Annotated in this window: 18 protein-coding genes; 8 read left to right on the top strand and 10 right to left on the bottom strand. The window is 66.2% G+C overall.

Annotated features, from left to right (window positions below; all coding sequences use genetic code 11):
- Positions 1–12: 12 nt before the first annotated feature.
- Complete coding sequence (locus ACTZWT_RS13275; RefSeq protein ID WP_444770150.1) at positions 13–639, top strand: class I SAM-dependent methyltransferase; 627 nt, start codon at positions 13–15, stop codon at positions 637–639.
- A gap of 22 nt (positions 640–661) precedes the next feature.
- Here the strand turns inward: ACTZWT_RS13275 and ACTZWT_RS13270 are convergent, their stop codons facing one another.
- Positions 662–868 carry a type II toxin-antitoxin system HicB family antitoxin gene (locus ACTZWT_RS13270; RefSeq protein WP_444770149.1) on the bottom strand — a complete coding sequence of 69 codons (207 nt, stop codon included), beginning with the start codon at positions 866–868 and terminating at the stop codon, positions 662–664.
- Positions 869–1,190: 322 nt separating this feature from the next.
- Here ACTZWT_RS13270 and ACTZWT_RS13265 point away from each other — a divergent pair, with 322 nt between their 5' ends.
- Both ACTZWT_RS13265 and ACTZWT_RS13260 read left to right on the top strand, forming a co-directional pair.
- Positions 1,191–3,353 (top strand): anthranilate synthase component I, encoded by a 2,163-nt coding sequence (locus tag ACTZWT_RS13265; protein WP_444770148.1) that lies wholly within the window; start codon positions 1,191–1,193, stop codon positions 3,351–3,353.
- A gap of 139 nt (positions 3,354–3,492) precedes the next feature.
- Positions 3,493–4,038: an adenine phosphoribosyltransferase gene (locus tag ACTZWT_RS13260; RefSeq protein WP_444770147.1), complete on the top strand. Its 546-nt coding sequence runs from the start codon at positions 3,493–3,495 to the stop codon at positions 4,036–4,038.
- 165 nt (positions 4,039–4,203) lie between these two features.
- On the opposite strand, the gene ACTZWT_RS13255 is transcribed toward ACTZWT_RS13260, so the two are convergent.
- The 4 genes from ACTZWT_RS13255 to ACTZWT_RS13240 all read right to left on the bottom strand — a co-directional run bounded on the left by ACTZWT_RS13255 (position 4,204) and on the right by ACTZWT_RS13240 (position 7,782).
- The gene (locus tag ACTZWT_RS13255) at positions 4,204–4,884 is read right to left on the bottom strand and encodes a hypothetical protein (RefSeq protein WP_444770146.1); all 681 of its coding nucleotides are present in this window, start codon (positions 4,882–4,884) and stop codon (positions 4,204–4,206) included.
- 86 nt (positions 4,885–4,970) lie between these two features.
- Positions 4,971–5,741 carry a hypothetical protein gene (locus ACTZWT_RS13250; protein ID WP_444770145.1) on the bottom strand — a complete coding sequence of 257 codons (771 nt, stop codon included), beginning with the start codon at positions 5,739–5,741 and terminating at the stop codon, positions 4,971–4,973.
- Between the two features lie 172 nt (positions 5,742–5,913).
- On the bottom strand, positions 5,914–7,074 hold the full coding sequence (locus ACTZWT_RS13245; protein ID WP_444770144.1) for a M48 family metalloprotease: 1,161 nt from the start codon (positions 7,072–7,074) through the stop codon (positions 5,914–5,916).
- 156 nt (positions 7,075–7,230) lie between these two features.
- Positions 7,231–7,782: a LemA family protein gene (locus ACTZWT_RS13240; protein WP_444770143.1), complete on the bottom strand. Its 552-nt coding sequence runs from the start codon at positions 7,780–7,782 to the stop codon at positions 7,231–7,233.
- Positions 7,783–7,997: 215 nt separating this feature from the next.
- Here ACTZWT_RS13240 and ACTZWT_RS13235 point away from each other — a divergent pair, with 215 nt between their 5' ends.
- Complete coding sequence (locus ACTZWT_RS13235) at positions 7,998–8,816, top strand: sulfite exporter TauE/SafE family protein (protein WP_444770142.1); 819 nt, start codon at positions 7,998–8,000, stop codon at positions 8,814–8,816.
- Positions 8,817–8,834: 18 nt separating this feature from the next.
- On the opposite strand, the gene ccoG is transcribed toward ACTZWT_RS13235, so the two are convergent.
- From ccoG to ACTZWT_RS13215, 4 genes are all read right to left on the bottom strand, one after another.
- A complete protein-coding gene (gene ccoG / locus ACTZWT_RS13230; RefSeq protein ID WP_444770141.1) occupies positions 8,835–10,274 on the bottom strand; it encodes a cytochrome c oxidase accessory protein CcoG in 1,440 nt (479 codons plus the stop codon).
- A 98-nt stretch (positions 10,275–10,372) separates the two neighbouring features.
- Entirely contained in the window at positions 10,373–10,573 is a 201-nt protein-coding gene (locus tag ACTZWT_RS13225; RefSeq protein ID WP_444770140.1) for a hypothetical protein, read from the bottom strand.
- A gap of 12 nt (positions 10,574–10,585) precedes the next feature.
- Entirely contained in the window at positions 10,586–11,203 is a 618-nt protein-coding gene (locus ACTZWT_RS13220; protein WP_444770139.1) for a YeeE/YedE thiosulfate transporter family protein, read from the bottom strand.
- Between the two features lie 18 nt (positions 11,204–11,221).
- Positions 11,222–11,743, bottom strand: a complete 522-nt coding sequence (locus tag ACTZWT_RS13215) for a YeeE/YedE thiosulfate transporter family protein (RefSeq protein ID WP_444770138.1) — start codon at positions 11,741–11,743, stop codon at positions 11,222–11,224.
- Positions 11,744–11,973: 230 nt separating this feature from the next.
- Here ACTZWT_RS13215 and ACTZWT_RS13210 point away from each other — a divergent pair, with 230 nt between their 5' ends.
- The 3 genes from ACTZWT_RS13210 to ACTZWT_RS13200 all read left to right on the top strand — a co-directional run bounded on the left by ACTZWT_RS13210 (position 11,974) and on the right by ACTZWT_RS13200 (position 13,744).
- A complete protein-coding gene (locus ACTZWT_RS13210) occupies positions 11,974–12,567 on the top strand; it encodes a PadR family transcriptional regulator (protein WP_444770137.1) in 594 nt (197 codons plus the stop codon).
- A gap of 84 nt (positions 12,568–12,651) precedes the next feature.
- Entirely contained in the window at positions 12,652–13,185 is a 534-nt protein-coding gene (gene petA / locus ACTZWT_RS13205) for a ubiquinol-cytochrome c reductase iron-sulfur subunit (protein WP_444770136.1), read from the top strand.
- Between the two features lie 163 nt (positions 13,186–13,348).
- A complete protein-coding gene (locus tag ACTZWT_RS13200; RefSeq protein WP_444770135.1) occupies positions 13,349–13,744 on the top strand; it encodes a NifB/NifX family molybdenum-iron cluster-binding protein in 396 nt (131 codons plus the stop codon).
- A 517-nt stretch (positions 13,745–14,261) separates the two neighbouring features.
- Here ACTZWT_RS13200 and ACTZWT_RS13195 read toward each other — a convergent pair.
- Entirely contained in the window at positions 14,262–14,465 is a 204-nt protein-coding gene (locus tag ACTZWT_RS13195; RefSeq protein ID WP_444770134.1) for a YgaP family membrane protein, read from the bottom strand.
- A 143-nt stretch (positions 14,466–14,608) separates the two neighbouring features.
- Here ACTZWT_RS13195 and ACTZWT_RS13190 point away from each other — a divergent pair, with 143 nt between their 5' ends.
- On the top strand, positions 14,609–14,929 hold the full coding sequence (locus ACTZWT_RS13190; RefSeq protein ID WP_444770133.1) for an ArsR/SmtB family transcription factor: 321 nt from the start codon (positions 14,609–14,611) through the stop codon (positions 14,927–14,929).

Here is a 14,929-nt window from a genome sequence, read left to right as displayed (position 1 = left end):
GAAGGACCCGCGATGGCTGCGACCCGTCAGGCGAAGTTCTGGGACAAGGTCGCCGACCGCTATGCGGCGCGGCCGATCAAGGACCCGGCCGCCTTCGAGGCGATGCTGGCCGACGCCGCCGGCCGGCTGCGCCCGACCGACCGGGTGCTGGAGATCGGCTGCGGCACCGGCTCCGCCGCGATCCGCCTCGCGCCGCACGCGGCGGAATGGATAGCGACCGATTTCTCGGCCGAGATGCTGCGCATCGCCCGCGCCAAGCCGGCGCCGGCCAATCTCCGCTTCGTCCTCGCCGACGCCCGCAGCGCTTTCGACGGCGGGCCGTTCGATGCGATCTGCGCCTTCCAAGTGCTGCATCTGGTCGGTGATCTGCCCGGCACGCTGGCGCAGATCCACGCCCATCTGAAGCCCGGCGGTCTCCTCATCAGCAAGACCTGGTGCTTCTCCGACATGTCGCTCAAGCTGCGCGCGCTGTTCTTCGTGCTGCGCAGCTTCGGCCTGTTTCCGCGCGCCCAGGCGCTGACCAAGCCCGAGCTGCGCCAGACCCTGCGCGACGCCGGCTTCGAGATCGCCGACGAACGCGTATTCGGCGACAATCCGCACGGGCCGTATATCGTGGCAAGAAGGCCGGAGATGGCCTGAGTGCACGGCCGGCGCTGAGGCGTCAGGTCTCGATGTATTCCGCCAGGCTGGTCGGCGCGGGCACAGGCAGGCCGTCGTCCTTCAAGCCGTCGATGTGAAACCGGATCGCCTCGCGGATCTCGGCCTCGACCGCCGCGACGCTGGCGCCGGTCGCGACACAGCCGGGGAGGTCCGGCACATAGGCCGAATAGTTGCCCTCGGCTTGTTCGATAACGACCGCGTAGCGCATCAGCGCCGCTCCTTCAGGCCTGCTTGCTTCGGGATACTGACGATCGGATCGGTTGATTTCAACGACGGCACGTATTCTTGCTGCTTTGGTCGTACGCCCCGTCGCCCCCTTGACACCACCCCGCCCCGATGGTGCATTGCCGCACATGTGCACGTCGATCCGCCAGACCCGGCCGTCCCAGACCCGTCGTTGGTGGCGCACCTCCTGAGAGGTGGCCGTGCGATTTTCCGTTTTTTGAGATCGTCCGAAGGCCGCCCCACAGTGGCGGCCTTTCGTTTGTCCTGTGTGGCGTTCCTCCGGCAAGTTGAGATAAGAGGATGCCATGAACAGGACCGTTTTCTCGCTTCCCGCGCAGAGCGACTACAAGACCGCCGCGGGCCTCGCCGTGTCGCGCACGGTGGCGGCCTTCAGCGGCGGTCAGTCGCTCGATGATCTGATCGACCTTCTGGATCGCCGCCGCGGCGTGATGCTGTCGTCCGGCACCACGGTGCCGGGGCGCTACGAGAGCTTCGATTTCGGCTTCGCCGATCCGCCGCTGGCGCTGACCATCCGCGCCGAGCAGTTCACGATCGAAGCGCTCAACCCCCGCGGGCATGTGCTGGTCGCGTTCCTGTCCGACACGCTCGACGAGCCCTGCGTGGTGGTCGAGCAGGCCTGCGCGACGAAGATCAGGGGCCACATCGTTCGCGGCGAGGCGCCGGTCGACGAGGAGCAGCGCACCCGCCGCGCCAGCGCGATCTCGCTGGTGCGCGCGCTGGTCGCGGCGTTCGCCTCGCCGGCGGACCCGATGCTCGGCCTGTACGGCGCCTTCGCCTACGATCTGGTGTTCCAGTTCGAGGATCTGGCGCAGAAGCGGGCGCGCGAGGCCGACCAGCGCGACATCGTGCTGTATGTGCCGGATCGGCTGTTGGCCTACGACCGCGCCACCGGCCGCGGCGTCAATATCGCCTATGAATTCGCCTGGAAGGGCAAGTCCACCCAGGGCCTGCCCAACGACACCGCCGAGAGCGTCTACACCCAGACCGGCCGGCAGGGCTTCGCCGACCACGCGCCCGGCGAATACGCCAAGGTGGTCGAGGTCGCCCGCGAGCACTTCGCCCGCGGCGATCTGTTCGAGGCGGTGCCCGGCCAGTTGTTCGGCGAGCCCTGCGAGCGCTCGCCGGCCGAAGTGTTCAAGCGGCTGTGCCGGATCAATCCGTCGCCCTATGGCGGGTTGCTCAATCTCGGGGATGGCGAATTTCTCGTCTCGGCCTCGCCCGAAATGTTCGTGCGCTCCGACGGCCGCCGGATCGAGACCTGCCCGATTTCCGGCACCATCGCCCGCGGCGTCGATGCCATTGCGGACGCCGAGCAGATCCAGAAGCTCCTGAACTCCGAGAAGGACGAGTTCGAGCTCAACATGTGCACCGACGTCGACCGCAACGACAAGGCGCGGGTCTGCGTGCCGGGCACCATCAAGGTGCTGGCGCGGCGCCAGATCGAGACCTATTCGAAGCTGTTCCACACCGTCGATCACGTCGAGGGCATGCTGCGCCCCGGCTTCGACGCGCTCGACGCTTTCCTCACCCATGCCTGGGCGGTGACGGTGACCGGCGCGCCGAAATTGTGGGCGATGCAGTTCGTCGAGGATCACGAGCGCACGCCGCGGCGCTGGTACGCCGGCGCGTTCGGCGTGGTCGGGTTCGACGGCAGCATCAATACGGGCCTCACCATCCGCACCATCCGGATGAAGGACGGCCTCGCCGAAGTCCGCGTCGGCGCCACCTGCCTGTTCGATTCGGACCCCGTTGCCGAGGACAAGGAATGCCAGGTCAAGGCCGCGGCGCTCTTCCAGGCGCTGCGCGGCGATCCGCCGAAGCCGCTGTCGGCGGTGGCGCCGGACGCCACCGGCTCCGGCAAGCGCGTGCTGCTGGTCGATCACGACGACAGCTTCGTGCACATGCTGGCGGACTATTTCCGCCAGGTCGGCGCCCAGGTCAGCGTGGTGCGCCACATCCATGCGCAGAAGATGCTGGCCGACAATGCCTACGATCTGCTGGTGCTGTCGCCCGGCCCCGGCCGGCCTGCGGACTTCAGGATTTCGTCGACGATCGACACCGCTCTGGCGAAGCAACTGCCGATCTTCGGGGTCTGCCTCGGCGTCCAGGCGATGGGCGAATATTTCGGCGGCACGCTCGGCCAACTCGCGCAGCCGGCGCATGGCCGGCCGTCGCGGATCCAGGTGCGCGGCGGCACGCTGATGCACGGCCTGCCGAACGAGATCACCATCGGCCGCTATCATTCGCTGTATGTCGACATGCAGGACATGCCGAAGGAGCTGACCGTCACCGCGTCCACCGACGATGGCATCGCGATGGCGATCGAGCACAAGACGCTGCCGGTCGGCGGCGTCCAGTTCCATCCGGAGTCGCTGATGTCGCTCGGCGGCGAGGTCGGGCTGCGGATCGTCGAAAACGCCTTCCGGCTCGGCCGGCCGATGGTTTGACCCCCCGGAATTGATCGAAACACGTGTGCCGCCGGGGGCGGGCTGCTAACACCCCCGGCGACGATTATCCGAATTACCGGATTGCCTCCGACGCCCCGCAATGACGAATTGAGCCAACCCGCAACAGAGACCAGCGCCGATGACCCCCGAACTTGCCCATGATTTGAAGGCCAGTGTCCGGACTATTCCGGACTATCCCAAACCCGGCATCATGTTCCGCGACATCACCACGCTGATGGGTGATCCGCGCGCCTTCCGCCGCGCCGTCGACGAACTGGTGCAGCCCTGGGCCGGCTCCAAGATCGACAAGGTCGCCGGCATCGAGGCGAGGGGCTTCATCATCGGCGGCGCGATCGCGCATCAGGTGTCGTCGGGCTTCGTGCCGATCCGCAAGAAGGGCAAGCTGCCGCACACCTGCGTGTCGATGGAATACACGCTGGAATACGGCACCGATCACATCGAGATCCACCTCGACGCAATCACCCCCGGCGAGCGCGTCATCCTGGTCGACGACCTGATCGCCACCGGCGGCACCGCCGAGGGCGCGATCAAGCTGCTGCGCCAGATCGGCGCCGAAGTCGTCGCCGCCTGCTTCATCATCGACCTGCCGGATTTGGGCGGCGCCGCCAAGGTCCGCAGCATGGGCGTCCCGGTCCGGACGCTGGTCGAATTCGGCGGGCATTGAGCCGCCGCAGGCTCCCGTCATCCTGAGGTGCCGCCGCGCAGCGGCGGCCTCGAAGGATGAGCCGTAAGCACACGTCGCCGCATCCTTCGAGGCGCGCAAGGGCGCGCACCCCGGATCAAGTCCGGGGCAGGCTCTCAGGATGACGACGCCGGGGACGGTGGCGCGCTACACCCGCGCCTGCGTCATCTCCAGCTCCAGGTCGCGGAAGCTGGTGTAGTTCTTCCTGATCCACTGGTTGAGCTCGGTCGAGGCATCGGGCTCGGCGCGCAGATAGCCGGTGAAGGAAAAATTCAGCCGGTCGATATAGGTCTTGAGGAACGGCGGCAGCGCGCGGATCCGCACCACCCTTCCGCCGGCGAAAGCGAGCGGCATCTCGCCGTGCATCACGTGCTCGTTGTCGATCGCGATCAGTTGCCGCGGCGGGACGATGTCCTGCAGCGTCGCGAACGCGCGCGCCGAATTGCGATCGTTGTCGGGCACGAACAGCACCACGGGGGCGACCTGCCGCCGCGCGGCTTCCTTGATGAAGCCGATCTCGCCGAACGTGCCGAAGAATTCGTCGAAGGCGTGGAAGCCGAGGTCGATCACCTTGGCGACGCCGTCGCCGACGATCAGCCGGTCCATCAGTTGCACCTTGCCGAAGGTGTCGCCGACATCCGCCGTCTCTGTGAGGTGCGGCAGATAGTCCAGCAGCGACGGCTCCTTGACGTTGACGTCGAAGGCGACCACGGAGCCGCGCGCCAGTTGCAGAAATTCGCTGAGCAGCCGCGCGATCAGGGTCTTGCCGACGAACGGCCGCGGCGAACAGATGATATAGACGGGGGTGCGGGACGGCGTGCGGGACATGGCGTCGATCGGGCTTTCCGGCCCGGCGTTCATTCGCCCGGCCGGAATGTCCTTCCCGATATAGCCAAAATCGGCGGCGAGGCGAATTATTTCTCGCCGGCTTCCGCGACATTGGTGCTGCGGCCGCCCTTGTCCTTGCCGACGAGGTCGGTGAGCTTGATGCGGTCGAACTCGCTCCAGACATTGGCGAGCCAGTGCCGGACATAGCCGCGCAGCACGAAGGAGTAGTTCGCCGGCTCGTCCTGGACGCCCTTGTTGGCGACGAATTTCAGGAACGGCACCGACGACACTTCGACCTGCTCGTAGGCCATTTCGTTGAGCTTCGGGATCGTCAGCTCGGTGGCGTCCTTGATGCGGTGGAAGTACGAATTGTAGGTCGCCTGGTCCCACTCGAAGAAGCTGGTGTTGTTGATGAAATTCTTCACCAGGTAATATTTCGCGCCGATCATGAAATTCGCCGTCTCGGCGATCTCGTCCAGTGACGCGATCGATGGTCCGAGAATGTGGAACACCGCGAAGGTGATCTGGCCGGAGCGCGCGGCGTCGAGGAAGCCGATGTCGCGCAGATTCGCCAGCGCGTTGGACATCAGTCCGGCGCGGACGTCGATCACGGTCACCGACGGCGTCGCCGTGTTCAACGTATCGAAGATCTTCATCTGGTCGGCCGTCGTCGTCATGTCGACGATCTCGGTGATGCCGGGATGGAAGCGCTTCAACGTGCCGCGCGGCGATTCGGTGTCGAAGGCGCGGGTCGGGATGTTGTTGGCGCTGAAATAGTCCAGCAAGGTTCGCGACACCGTGGTCTTGCCCACGCCGCCCTTGTCTGCGCCTACGACGATCACTGCTGGCTTCGCCATGAGATTCCTTTTCGGGCCCGGTTGATCCCCCACCGCGGAACCGCGGTGCAAGGCCCCTCTTTGGGCGCGAACATGGCAGAAACATGGGATATTTCAATTGTTGCCGCTGCACATGACGGCAATCTCAACAAAATCGTTCGGATGCGAGGCGATTGCGCCCGGCCCGCCGGCGTCACACCCGCTTGCCCCACGGCCGGCGCAGGAATCGCCGTGGACGCGATGGCCCCGGAACGCTCCACGGGCCAGCCGGGGCGGCGTCGCCGGGCGCCGAAGGCACGGCTGAATCGTCTGCGGGCGGGGCCGTCGCGTCGGCTGGCGTCGGCAGCGCCAGCGGACCGGGATCGTGGCCGCCGGCGAATTTCACCAGCGCCGCCACCCGCGCATCGACCGACGGGTGGGTGGCGAACAGGTCGGCAAAGCCGGAACGCGGATTGTCGACGCACATTTCCATCACCGCCGAGGTCGCGCCTTCGAGTTCGCCGCGATTCTCGATCTTGCGCAGCGCCGAGATCATCGCATCGGGGTTCTTGGTCAGTTCGACAGAGCCCGCGTCGGCGAGATATTCGCGGGCGCGCGACAGCGCCAGCTTGACCACCTGCGACAGCAGCCAGGCCAGCACGACCAGCACGATCGCCAGGATCACGACGATGATCGCGCCGCCGCCGCTCTTGCGATCGCCCGATGACGACGACGAGGATGTCGACGATCCGCCGCCGCCGAAGCGGAAGCCGCCGTGGACGAACAGCCGGAACATCATCTCGCCGAAAAATCCGACCACGCCGGCGATGATCACGGCGATCACCATCATCTGCACGTCGCCGTTCTTGATGTGGGTCAGTTCGTGGGCGAGCACCGCCTCGATCTCGTGGTCGTCGAGATTGGCGAGCAGTCCGGTCGTCACCGTGATCGCGTATTGCTGCCGGTTGAGGCCGCTGGCGAAGGCGTTGAGCGCCGGGCTGTCCATGATCTTCAGCTTCGGCATCGGGATGCCGCGCGAGATGCACAGGTTCTCGAGCAGATTGTACAACCGCGGCTGCTCCTGCCGCGTCACCGCATGGCCGCCGGTGACGGCGTCGATCAGCTTCTGATGGAAAAAATACGCGATCACGATCCACAGCGCCGCGCCGAGCGTGGCGAACGGCAGCGCCTGCACCAGATCGATCGCTGCCGCGTTGAGATAGTCGCCGACCGAACGCCCGCGATCGAGCATCACTTCGGCGATCAGCGCGCCGGCGAACACCAGCACATAGATCAGCACGAACAGCCCGATCAGCAGTACGATCGAACGCGTCTTGTTGGCTGCGATATGCGTATACAGACCGTAGGCGGCCATGAGGGCGATCCGTTAGTGTCGCAGCGCCGGCCTTAATTTCCCTCCCCCTTGCGGGGAGGGTGGCCGGCCGTAAGGCCGGTCGGGTGGGGGGGCCGCACACTCAGTGCCCGTGGACCCCCACCCCCGACCCCTCCCCGCAAGGGGGAGGGGAGCAGATTAGAACTTCACCTGCGGTACCTGCTCGATCTGCGTTCGCGTCTCGCCGAGGTCGAAGTAATCCTTGTGGGTGAAGCCGAGCGGCGCGGCGAACAACGCGGCGGGCATCTGCTGGATGCCGGTGTTGTACTCCTGCACGGCGTTGTTGAAGAACCGGCGGCTGGCCGCGATCTTGTTCTCGATGTCGCTGAGCTCGCTCTGCAATTGCTGGAAATTGGCGTTGGCCTTGAGGTCCGGATAGGCCTCGCTGAGCGCGATCAGCTTGCCGAGCGCGCCGGACAGCATGTTCTCGGCGGCGGCGACCTGGCCGGCGCCGTGCGCCGACATCGCGGCATTGCGCGCCTTGATGACGTCGTCGAGCGTGCCGCGCTCATGCGCGGCGTAGCCCTTCACGGTTTCGATGAGATTTGGAATGAGATCGTGCCGCTGCTTGAGCTGCACGTCGATGTCGGCGAAGGCCTGATCGACGCGCTGTCGCAGCGCCACCAGACGGTTGTAGGCCATCAGCGCGAACACCGCGATCGCGACGATAATGCCGAGTAGAATCCACATCTCTGGCGACTCCCATGAATCGGACGATGCGCCGACCCTAGCCGAGATCGGGTCGACGCGGCAGGGCCGCTTCGTGTGCGGCCCCTCTTGGTCGCCGCCGCCGCCGGAACCGTTCAAACGCGGGTCGGCCCGGGGACGGAAGTTCCTCCGGCTGTGCTCTATCGCCTTGCAGAAAAGCCTGCCGGTATCGCTTGCAGAGGTTCGCCTCTTGCCGCATGCATCGTCGGCCCTCCGCCAGCCGCTATGTCCCGCACCCGCGAGTCCTTGTGTCCTCGATCATCCTCGATCCCTGGTTCTACGCCGCCGCGATTCCCGCGGTGCTGCTGCTCGGGCTGGCCAAGGGCGGCTTCTCGGGGATCGGCATCGCGGCGACCCCGCTGCTGGCGCTGTTCCTGCCGCCGCTGGAGGCGGCCGCGCTGCTGTTGCCGGTGCTGATCAGCCAGGACATGATCTCGCTCTACGTCTATCGCCGGCATTGGGACGCGCGCAGCCTGAAGATCATGCTGCCGGGCGCGCTGGCCGGGATGGGGCTGGCGTGGTGGACCGCGGCGATCGTGTCCGACGACGTGGTGCGGCTGATCGTCGGCGGCGTTGGCGTCGCCTTCGTGCTGAATGTCTGGCTGCGGCCGCAACTGTCGCCGTCGAAGGGCTCGACTGCAGCGGGCGTATTCTGGGGCGGCGTGTCCGGCTTTACGTCGTTCATGACCCAGGGCGGCGGGCCGCCCTATCAGGTCTACATGCTGCCGCTGCAATTGCCGAAGCTGGTGCTGGTCGGCACCACCACGATCTTCTTTGCGGTTCTCAACGTGCTGAAGATCGGGCCCTATATCCTGCTCGGTCAGTTCAACACTGCGAATCTCGCGACCTCGATCGCGCTGCTGCCGCTCGCCGCCGCCGCCAATCTGGCCGGGATCTGGCTGATCCGCCGGATGCCGACCGGGCTGTTCTACCGGATCGCCTATCTGCTGCTGTTCGTGGTCTCGCTGGCGCTGGTGCTGCAGGGCCTCGGCAACATGCTGCAGGGCACGAACTGACGCGTCCCGCAGCGCGCGTCAGTTCGTCGGCGGCACGAAGTGGTCGGTCGCGGTCGCGGTTTCGCCGGTGGCCGGGTCCTTGACCTCGAAGGTGATGGCGACCGGCTTCGCCGGCACCAGGTTGGCCGGCACCTGCACCGAGATCCGCAATTCGCGGCTCTGGTCCTGGCCGACCTCGACGCTGATCTGCTCGGCGGCGCCGACGCCGACGCCGGGCGTCTGCATCGTCGCGCCGGGCACGCCGAGCACCGAGATCGTCACGCTCCGCGCCGTCGGCCGCTTGTTCAGGAGCCTAACGGTGTAGTCGTTGCGCACGCCGCCGTCGGACAGCGCCACGAACAGCGGGTTGCGCTCGTGCAGCACGTTGAGGTCGAGCGCGCCGCGCGTCGCCAGCGCGTAAACCATCACGGCGCCGGTCAGCACGATCATCGCCGAGTACATGATGGTGCGCGCGCGGATCGGCCGGTACAGCGGCGGCTTGCCTTCCAGCCGGCGCTGGCCGTTGATGTCGGTGTCGTAGGCGATCAGTCCGGTCGGACGGCCGACCTGCTGCATCACATTGGCGCAGGCGTCGATGCACAGGCCGCATTGCACGCAGCCGAGCTGCAGCCCTTCGCGGATGTCGACGCCGGTCGGGCAGACATTGACGCATTGATGGCAGTCGACGCAGTCGCCGGCGCGCTCGCCGTGCTGCCGCGCCAGCTCGGCCTTCTTCACCGACATTCGCGGTTCGCCGCGATCGACGCGGTAGGTGACGTTGAGCGCCCATTCGTCGGTCAGCGCCGCCTGGATCCGCGGCCACGGGCACATGTAGATGCAGACTTGCTCGCGCATGAAGCCGGCGAGGGTGTAGGTGGTGAAGGTGAGAATGCCGATCCACACATAGGCGACCATCGGCGCCTGAAACGTCACCAGCTCCTTCACCAGCGTCGGCGCATCGGCGAAATACAGCACCCAGGCGCCGCCGGTCCACCACGCGATCATCAGCCAGATGAAGTGCTTGGCGGCCAGTTCGCCGGCGCGCCGCGCGGTGAAGCCGTGCTGGTCCTTCTGGATGCGGTCGCGGCGGTCGCCTTCGACGAAGCGTTCGACCGCGTAGAACAGGTCGGTCCACACCGTCTGCGGACAGAGATAGCCGCACCACAGCCGGCCGGCCAGCGCGTTCATCAGGAACAGCGCCAGCGCCGCCATGATCAGGAGGCCGGTGAAGTAGTACACTTCCTGCGGCCACAGCTCGATGAAGAAGAAGTAGAACCGCCGGGCCGGGATATCGATCAGCACCGCCTGGTCGGGCAGGCCGGGGCCGCGATCCCAGCGCAGGAACGGCGTGAAATAGTAGATCGACAGCGTGATCGCCAGCAGCGTCCACTTGATCCTGCGGAAGCGGCCGTGCACCGCCTGCGGATAGACTTTCTTGCGAGGGGCGTAGAGCGGCCCCTCGATATTTGTTTCTGTCATGACGAACGCTTTTGCTGAAACGCGATCCCGGGACGGGGATCAGGCGCGGAGACATCCGGGCGAGGACGACGACCGGCAGGAGCGTCGTCCATCTCGGGTCAACGGACGGAGGGGCGGGCGATCTTGCGCGCGACCAGGAACGACACCGGCATCGCCAGCACGAAGCCGGCGGCGACGGCCAGCGGAATCCACGTCATCGCCTTCTCGGACAGGCTCGGCACCGCCAGCACGGCGACCATCAGCATCCCCGCGAGCGTTGCGCCGCCGATGATCCAGAGCACGACTGCTACCTTGAACATCATTCTCTCCTGCTATTCGGCCGGAACGATCCGGCCCTTGAATTCGGTGGAAGTCGCATGGGCCCCGTCGACATCCGATCCGAGATCGTCGCGCCACGGGCGCCACCGCTCCATCAGTGCCAGCACGGCGATCAGCACCACTGCCAAACCGACGGCGCCCTGCCAATACGGCAGACCCACAAGGTCGGTGAAGAGGATCGGCTTGGCGGTGCCGATCAGATTGGCGGCGAGCCAGGGCTGCGCGTAGGAAAACGCCACCGCGCCGGCGAGGCCGCCGACCAGCGTGAAGATCGCATCGCGATAGCCGACGCCGATCTGCGCCAGCGTGGTGCCGGGGCAGGCGCCGGCCAGCGCGATTCCGGCGCCGAGCAGCAGTCCGCCGACGATATCGGCGGCGTACAGCGCGCCCTTCGGATGCAGTTTGACGAAGCCGAAGCCGTGCAGCACCGCGAGCACCAGCGCGCCGGTCGCCACCGCGGTGAGGAACATCTTGAGCATGATGAAATTGCGCAACTGCATCTGGCCGACGATCATGCCCGGTTCGAACACCCGCGATTTCTCCAGCGCGAAGCCGAACACGATCCCCATTGCGAGGCCGATGGCGACGGCCGTCCAGACTGAACCCATCATCGACGTTCTCCCTCGGTTTCAGATGCGACGCAGCAGCAGCGTCGCCGTGGCGATGCCGCCGACGAACATCGCGGCGACCGCGACGGTGGAGCCGACCGACAATTGCGCGACGCCGGAGACGCCGTGGCCGCTGGTGCAGCCATCGGCGATCCGGGCGCCGAACAGCATCAGGAAGCCGGCAACGAAGGCGACCGCGTAGCGCAGCGAAGCGGAGGAGGAGCCGAGCGCGTGGCTCCAGATCGGCGAGATCGGCTGGCGCCGGGCGCCGGACAGTTTCATCGACAGGAAGGCACCGATCGCGATGCCGCCGACCAGCGCGACCTGCCAGAGGTTCTTGGCGGTCGGCGCGACGTGACTGGCGGCGTATTTGATCTGAAGCAGCGAGGGATCGATCCAGCTCGCCAGGGTGTCACCGACGGTGACGAACGACGACGACGCGCCGAGCGCGGTCTGGATCATCAGGAACGCCGGGATCTGCAGCAGTCCGATCACCACGCCGGCGACGTAGGGCGACCAGGCCTTGTCGAGGAAGGACGGCATCGGGCCTCTCCTAAACATTTGAATATATCAAAACGATATGTCTTTGCGGCCCGGGCCGTTTGATCTGGATCAACGGTTCCAATCAAAAAGGTATCGGCGGAATGGGTGTGTTGCGTCCCCGGGCAACAGTCGTGCGGCATCGCGCCACTCCCCGGGGGGGTGATCGAAGATATATCTTTACAGTCGCCGGGGTGGGGCGTAACTACGATATATCTTTGTGAGGTTTCGGCATGGACGGTATCGACATTGGCCTGCGGCGATGCGGCTCCGGCACGCCCGGCTGCCGCTGGGGCCGCCGCGGCTTCGGCGGACGCGGCGCCGGCCAAGGCGAGACGTCCCGCGCCGGCCGGATGCTGGCGCAGGGCGACCTCAAGCTGATCGCGCTGGCGCTGATCGCCGAGCAGCCGCGCCACGGCTACGACATCATCAAGGTGATCGAGGAGAAGACCGCGGGCTGGTACGCGCCGAGCCCCGGCGTGGTCTACCCGACGCTGACCTATCTCGAGGAGATGGGCCACGTCGTCGCGCAGCCCGAAGGCGCCAAGAAACTCTACGTCATCACCGACGACGGCCGCGATCAGCTCGCCGGCAACCGCGCGCTCGCGGACGCGGTGTTCGAACGTCTGGCCACGTTCGGCGAGATGATGCGCCAGCAGGCCAGCAATGGCGCCGGCGCCGAGGGCGGCGATCTTCCGCCGTTGCTGCGCGCCGCGCTCGACAATCTGCGCGAGGTGGCGATCCGGCAGATCGCCAGGGACGCGGACAATGAAGCCGAGCTCGTCGCGATCCTCGCGCGTGCGGCGGGCGAGCTTCGCAGGGTTTAGAGACGACAGCGGGCGAACCCGCAGGACATTCGGCCGCGCATCGGATCTGCAATCCGGGACGCAACCGCTACTCAGGAGACCAACATGACCGCAATCACTTCCGAACAGCCCAATCGGCGCGACGTGCTGTTTCTCGCCACCGGCGCGCTGACCACGGTCGGCACTGCAGCGGCGGTGTGGCCGTTCGTGTCGCAGCTCAACCCCGACGCCTCGACGGTCGCCGCCGGTTTCCCGCTGGAAGTCGATCTCGCGCCGCTCGCCGAAGGCCAGGTGATCAAGGTGTTCTGGCGCGGCCAGCCGATCTTCATCAACCACCGCACGCCGAAGGAAATCGAAGCGGCGCAGACCGCGGACTGGAAGAGCATGCGCGATCCGCAGCCGGACTCCGAGCGGGTCAAGGCTGGCAAGGAGCAATGGCTGGTGGTGTCGGCGATCTGCACCCATCTCGGCTGTATCCCGACCGAGCATCAGGGCAATTTCGACGGCTGGTTCTGCCAGTGCCACGGCTCGCAATATGATTCCTCGGGTCGCATCCGGCTCGGGCCGGCGCCGCTCAATCTGGCGCTGGTGCCGTACAAATTCACCGCCGACGACAAGATCCTGATCGGCGAAGCCTGAGCGCGCCTGCGGCGCCGCTTCTGAACTGACCAGCCGCCCTCCGGCGCCGCGCTTCGGCGCGGCCGTCGACCTGCGCCGACCGTCCGGCAACGTCCGCTGTTCAGCGCACGGCCGATCGATGGCGCGCGCCCAAACTCCACTCCAGCCACCGAAAGACAACGCCATGCTGATCGCCGTCGCCAGCCAGAATTTCCGCACCGTCACCGGCCACGCCGGCAAGTCCCGCCGCTTCATGGTGTTCGATGCCGCGCCGGGGCGCACGCCGCAGGAGGTCGAACGGCTCGACCTGCCGAAGGAGATGTCGATCCACGAATTCAGCGAGCAGGGCGCGCACCCGCTCGACGCCGTCGATGTGGTGATCGCCGGCAGCGCTGGCGCCGGCTTCATCAGCCGGATGGCCGCGCGCAACGTCATCGCCATCACCACCGCGGAAACCGATCCGGTGGTCGCGGTGCAGACCTATCTCGCCGGCACCCTGGCCCCGGCCGCGCCGCACGATCACGACGGCGAGGAAGAAGAGGGCGGCTGCGATTGCCATTGCGGGCAGGCCGCGGGCTGAATCCAACTCTCGATAATTCCGCCGATATCAACCAGCACGACCTCGTCCTGACAGCCTGACCGAAAATGCAGGCCGCAAAATCACTGCCGTATCCCCGTCATTGCGAGCGAAGCGAAGCAATCCAGTGCGCCGAGCACAGGAGTCTGGATTGCTTCGTCGCTTCGCTCCTCGCAAAGACGAACTCGAGTGCCTGATCTTGTTGCTCTCATTTTGAGTCGGACTCTGAGGAGCCCGGCGTAGCCCGAAGGGCGAAGCCGGGCGTCTCGAAGGATGGCGGCGCGCGTCGGCGTCTCGGCATCGCAGAACAGCCCATGGTTCGAGACGCCGCGGCGCGCCTCCTCACCATGAGGGCTCGGCCTTTGTTACTTCGTCATGCGCGGGCCTGACCCGCCTGCGGGGCCGTAGCCCCTTCGGCGCGGCGTAGGCCCGCGCATCCATTCCCCTTCTTCGCAAGATGATGGATTGCCGGGTCGAGCCCGGCAATGACTGGGTTGTGTCGTTCGACGCGCAACCCGGCTCACGAAAACGCGTTGCCGCTTCTCACGCCGAGCTTCTTGAACACGATCGCCGCCGGACAGAAGCCGGTGAACGACGCCTGGATCATGTTGACGCCCGCGAACGCCGTCAGCAAAAACCAATACGGGCTGACCAGCCAGCCGAGCGCAAGGCTGGCGAGCACCACGAAGCCTGCGAAGGCGAGTACGGTCTGATCGATATTCATTGCAATCTCCATTCGGTTCGATTGTCGGCCCTGGCGGATCCGACCGTCCGTTTAGGTCGAACGGCCGGCCGCCCCTGAAAACACGGTTGACGTTATATTCGAATAATCGTATATACGCAATCATGAAAATACAAGTCGACCTCATGGAAGCCGCCGCCGACCAGGCCAGCGAATTGCTGAAGGCGCTGGCGAACCGGCATCGGCTGCTGATCATATGTCAGCTGATCGGCGGCGAGCGCTCGGTCGGCGATCTCGCCGGGGTTCTCGGCCTGCGCGATTCGACCGTGTCGCAGCACCTCGCGCTGCTGCGCAAGGACGGGCTGGTGGCGTCGCGGCGCGACGCCCAGACGATTTTCTATTCGATCGCGAGCGAACCGGCTCGCGAGCTCCTGACGACGCTGTACCGGCTGTACTGCCCGGCGCCGCCCGTCCGGAAGACGGCAAGCAAACCTGCAAAGGCATGA

The organism is Rhodopseudomonas sp. NSM, from assembly GCF_052445935.1.
GTDB lineage: Bacteria > Pseudomonadota > Alphaproteobacteria > Rhizobiales > Xanthobacteraceae > Rhodopseudomonas.
This window is presented reverse-complemented; position numbering and strand designations above follow the sequence as displayed.

Bases quoted from the DNA above. Each gene is read 5' to 3' on its own strand.
- ACTZWT_RS13275 (WP_444770150.1), top strand. From the start codon at position 13: ATGGCTGCGACCCGTCAGGCGAAGTTCTGGGACAAGGTCGCCGACCGC.
- ACTZWT_RS13270 (WP_444770149.1), bottom strand. From the start codon at position 868: ATGCGCTACGCGGTCGTTATCGAACAAGCCGAGGGCAACTATTCGGCC.
- ACTZWT_RS13265 (WP_444770148.1), top strand. From the start codon at position 1,191: ATGAACAGGACCGTTTTCTCGCTTCCCGCGCAGAGCGACTACAAGACC.
- ACTZWT_RS13260 (WP_444770147.1), top strand. From the start codon at position 3,493: ATGACCCCCGAACTTGCCCATGATTTGAAGGCCAGTGTCCGGACTATT.
- ACTZWT_RS13255 (WP_444770146.1), bottom strand. From the start codon at position 4,884: ATGTCCCGCACGCCGTCCCGCACCCCCGTCTATATCATCTGTTCGCCG.
- ACTZWT_RS13250 (WP_444770145.1), bottom strand. From the start codon at position 5,741: ATGGCGAAGCCAGCAGTGATCGTCGTAGGCGCAGACAAGGGCGGCGTG.
- ACTZWT_RS13245 (WP_444770144.1), bottom strand. From the start codon at position 7,074: ATGGCCGCCTACGGTCTGTATACGCATATCGCAGCCAACAAGACGCGT.
- ACTZWT_RS13240 (WP_444770143.1), bottom strand. From the start codon at position 7,782: ATGTGGATTCTACTCGGCATTATCGTCGCGATCGCGGTGTTCGCGCTG.
- ACTZWT_RS13235 (WP_444770142.1), top strand. From the start codon at position 7,998: ATGCATCGTCGGCCCTCCGCCAGCCGCTATGTCCCGCACCCGCGAGTC.
- ccoG (WP_444770141.1), bottom strand. From the start codon at position 10,274: ATGACAGAAACAAATATCGAGGGGCCGCTCTACGCCCCTCGCAAGAAA.
- ACTZWT_RS13225 (WP_444770140.1), bottom strand. From the start codon at position 10,573: ATGTTCAAGGTAGCAGTCGTGCTCTGGATCATCGGCGGCGCAACGCTC.
- ACTZWT_RS13220 (WP_444770139.1), bottom strand. From the start codon at position 11,203: ATGATGGGTTCAGTCTGGACGGCCGTCGCCATCGGCCTCGCAATGGGG.
- ACTZWT_RS13215 (WP_444770138.1), bottom strand. From the start codon at position 11,743: ATGCCGTCCTTCCTCGACAAGGCCTGGTCGCCCTACGTCGCCGGCGTG.
- ACTZWT_RS13210 (WP_444770137.1), top strand. From the start codon at position 11,974: ATGGACGGTATCGACATTGGCCTGCGGCGATGCGGCTCCGGCACGCCC.
- petA (WP_444770136.1), top strand. From the start codon at position 12,652: ATGACCGCAATCACTTCCGAACAGCCCAATCGGCGCGACGTGCTGTTT.
- ACTZWT_RS13200 (WP_444770135.1), top strand. From the start codon at position 13,349: ATGCTGATCGCCGTCGCCAGCCAGAATTTCCGCACCGTCACCGGCCAC.
- ACTZWT_RS13195 (WP_444770134.1), bottom strand. From the start codon at position 14,465: ATGAATATCGATCAGACCGTACTCGCCTTCGCAGGCTTCGTGGTGCTC.
- ACTZWT_RS13190 (WP_444770133.1), top strand. From the start codon at position 14,609: ATGGAAGCCGCCGCCGACCAGGCCAGCGAATTGCTGAAGGCGCTGGCG.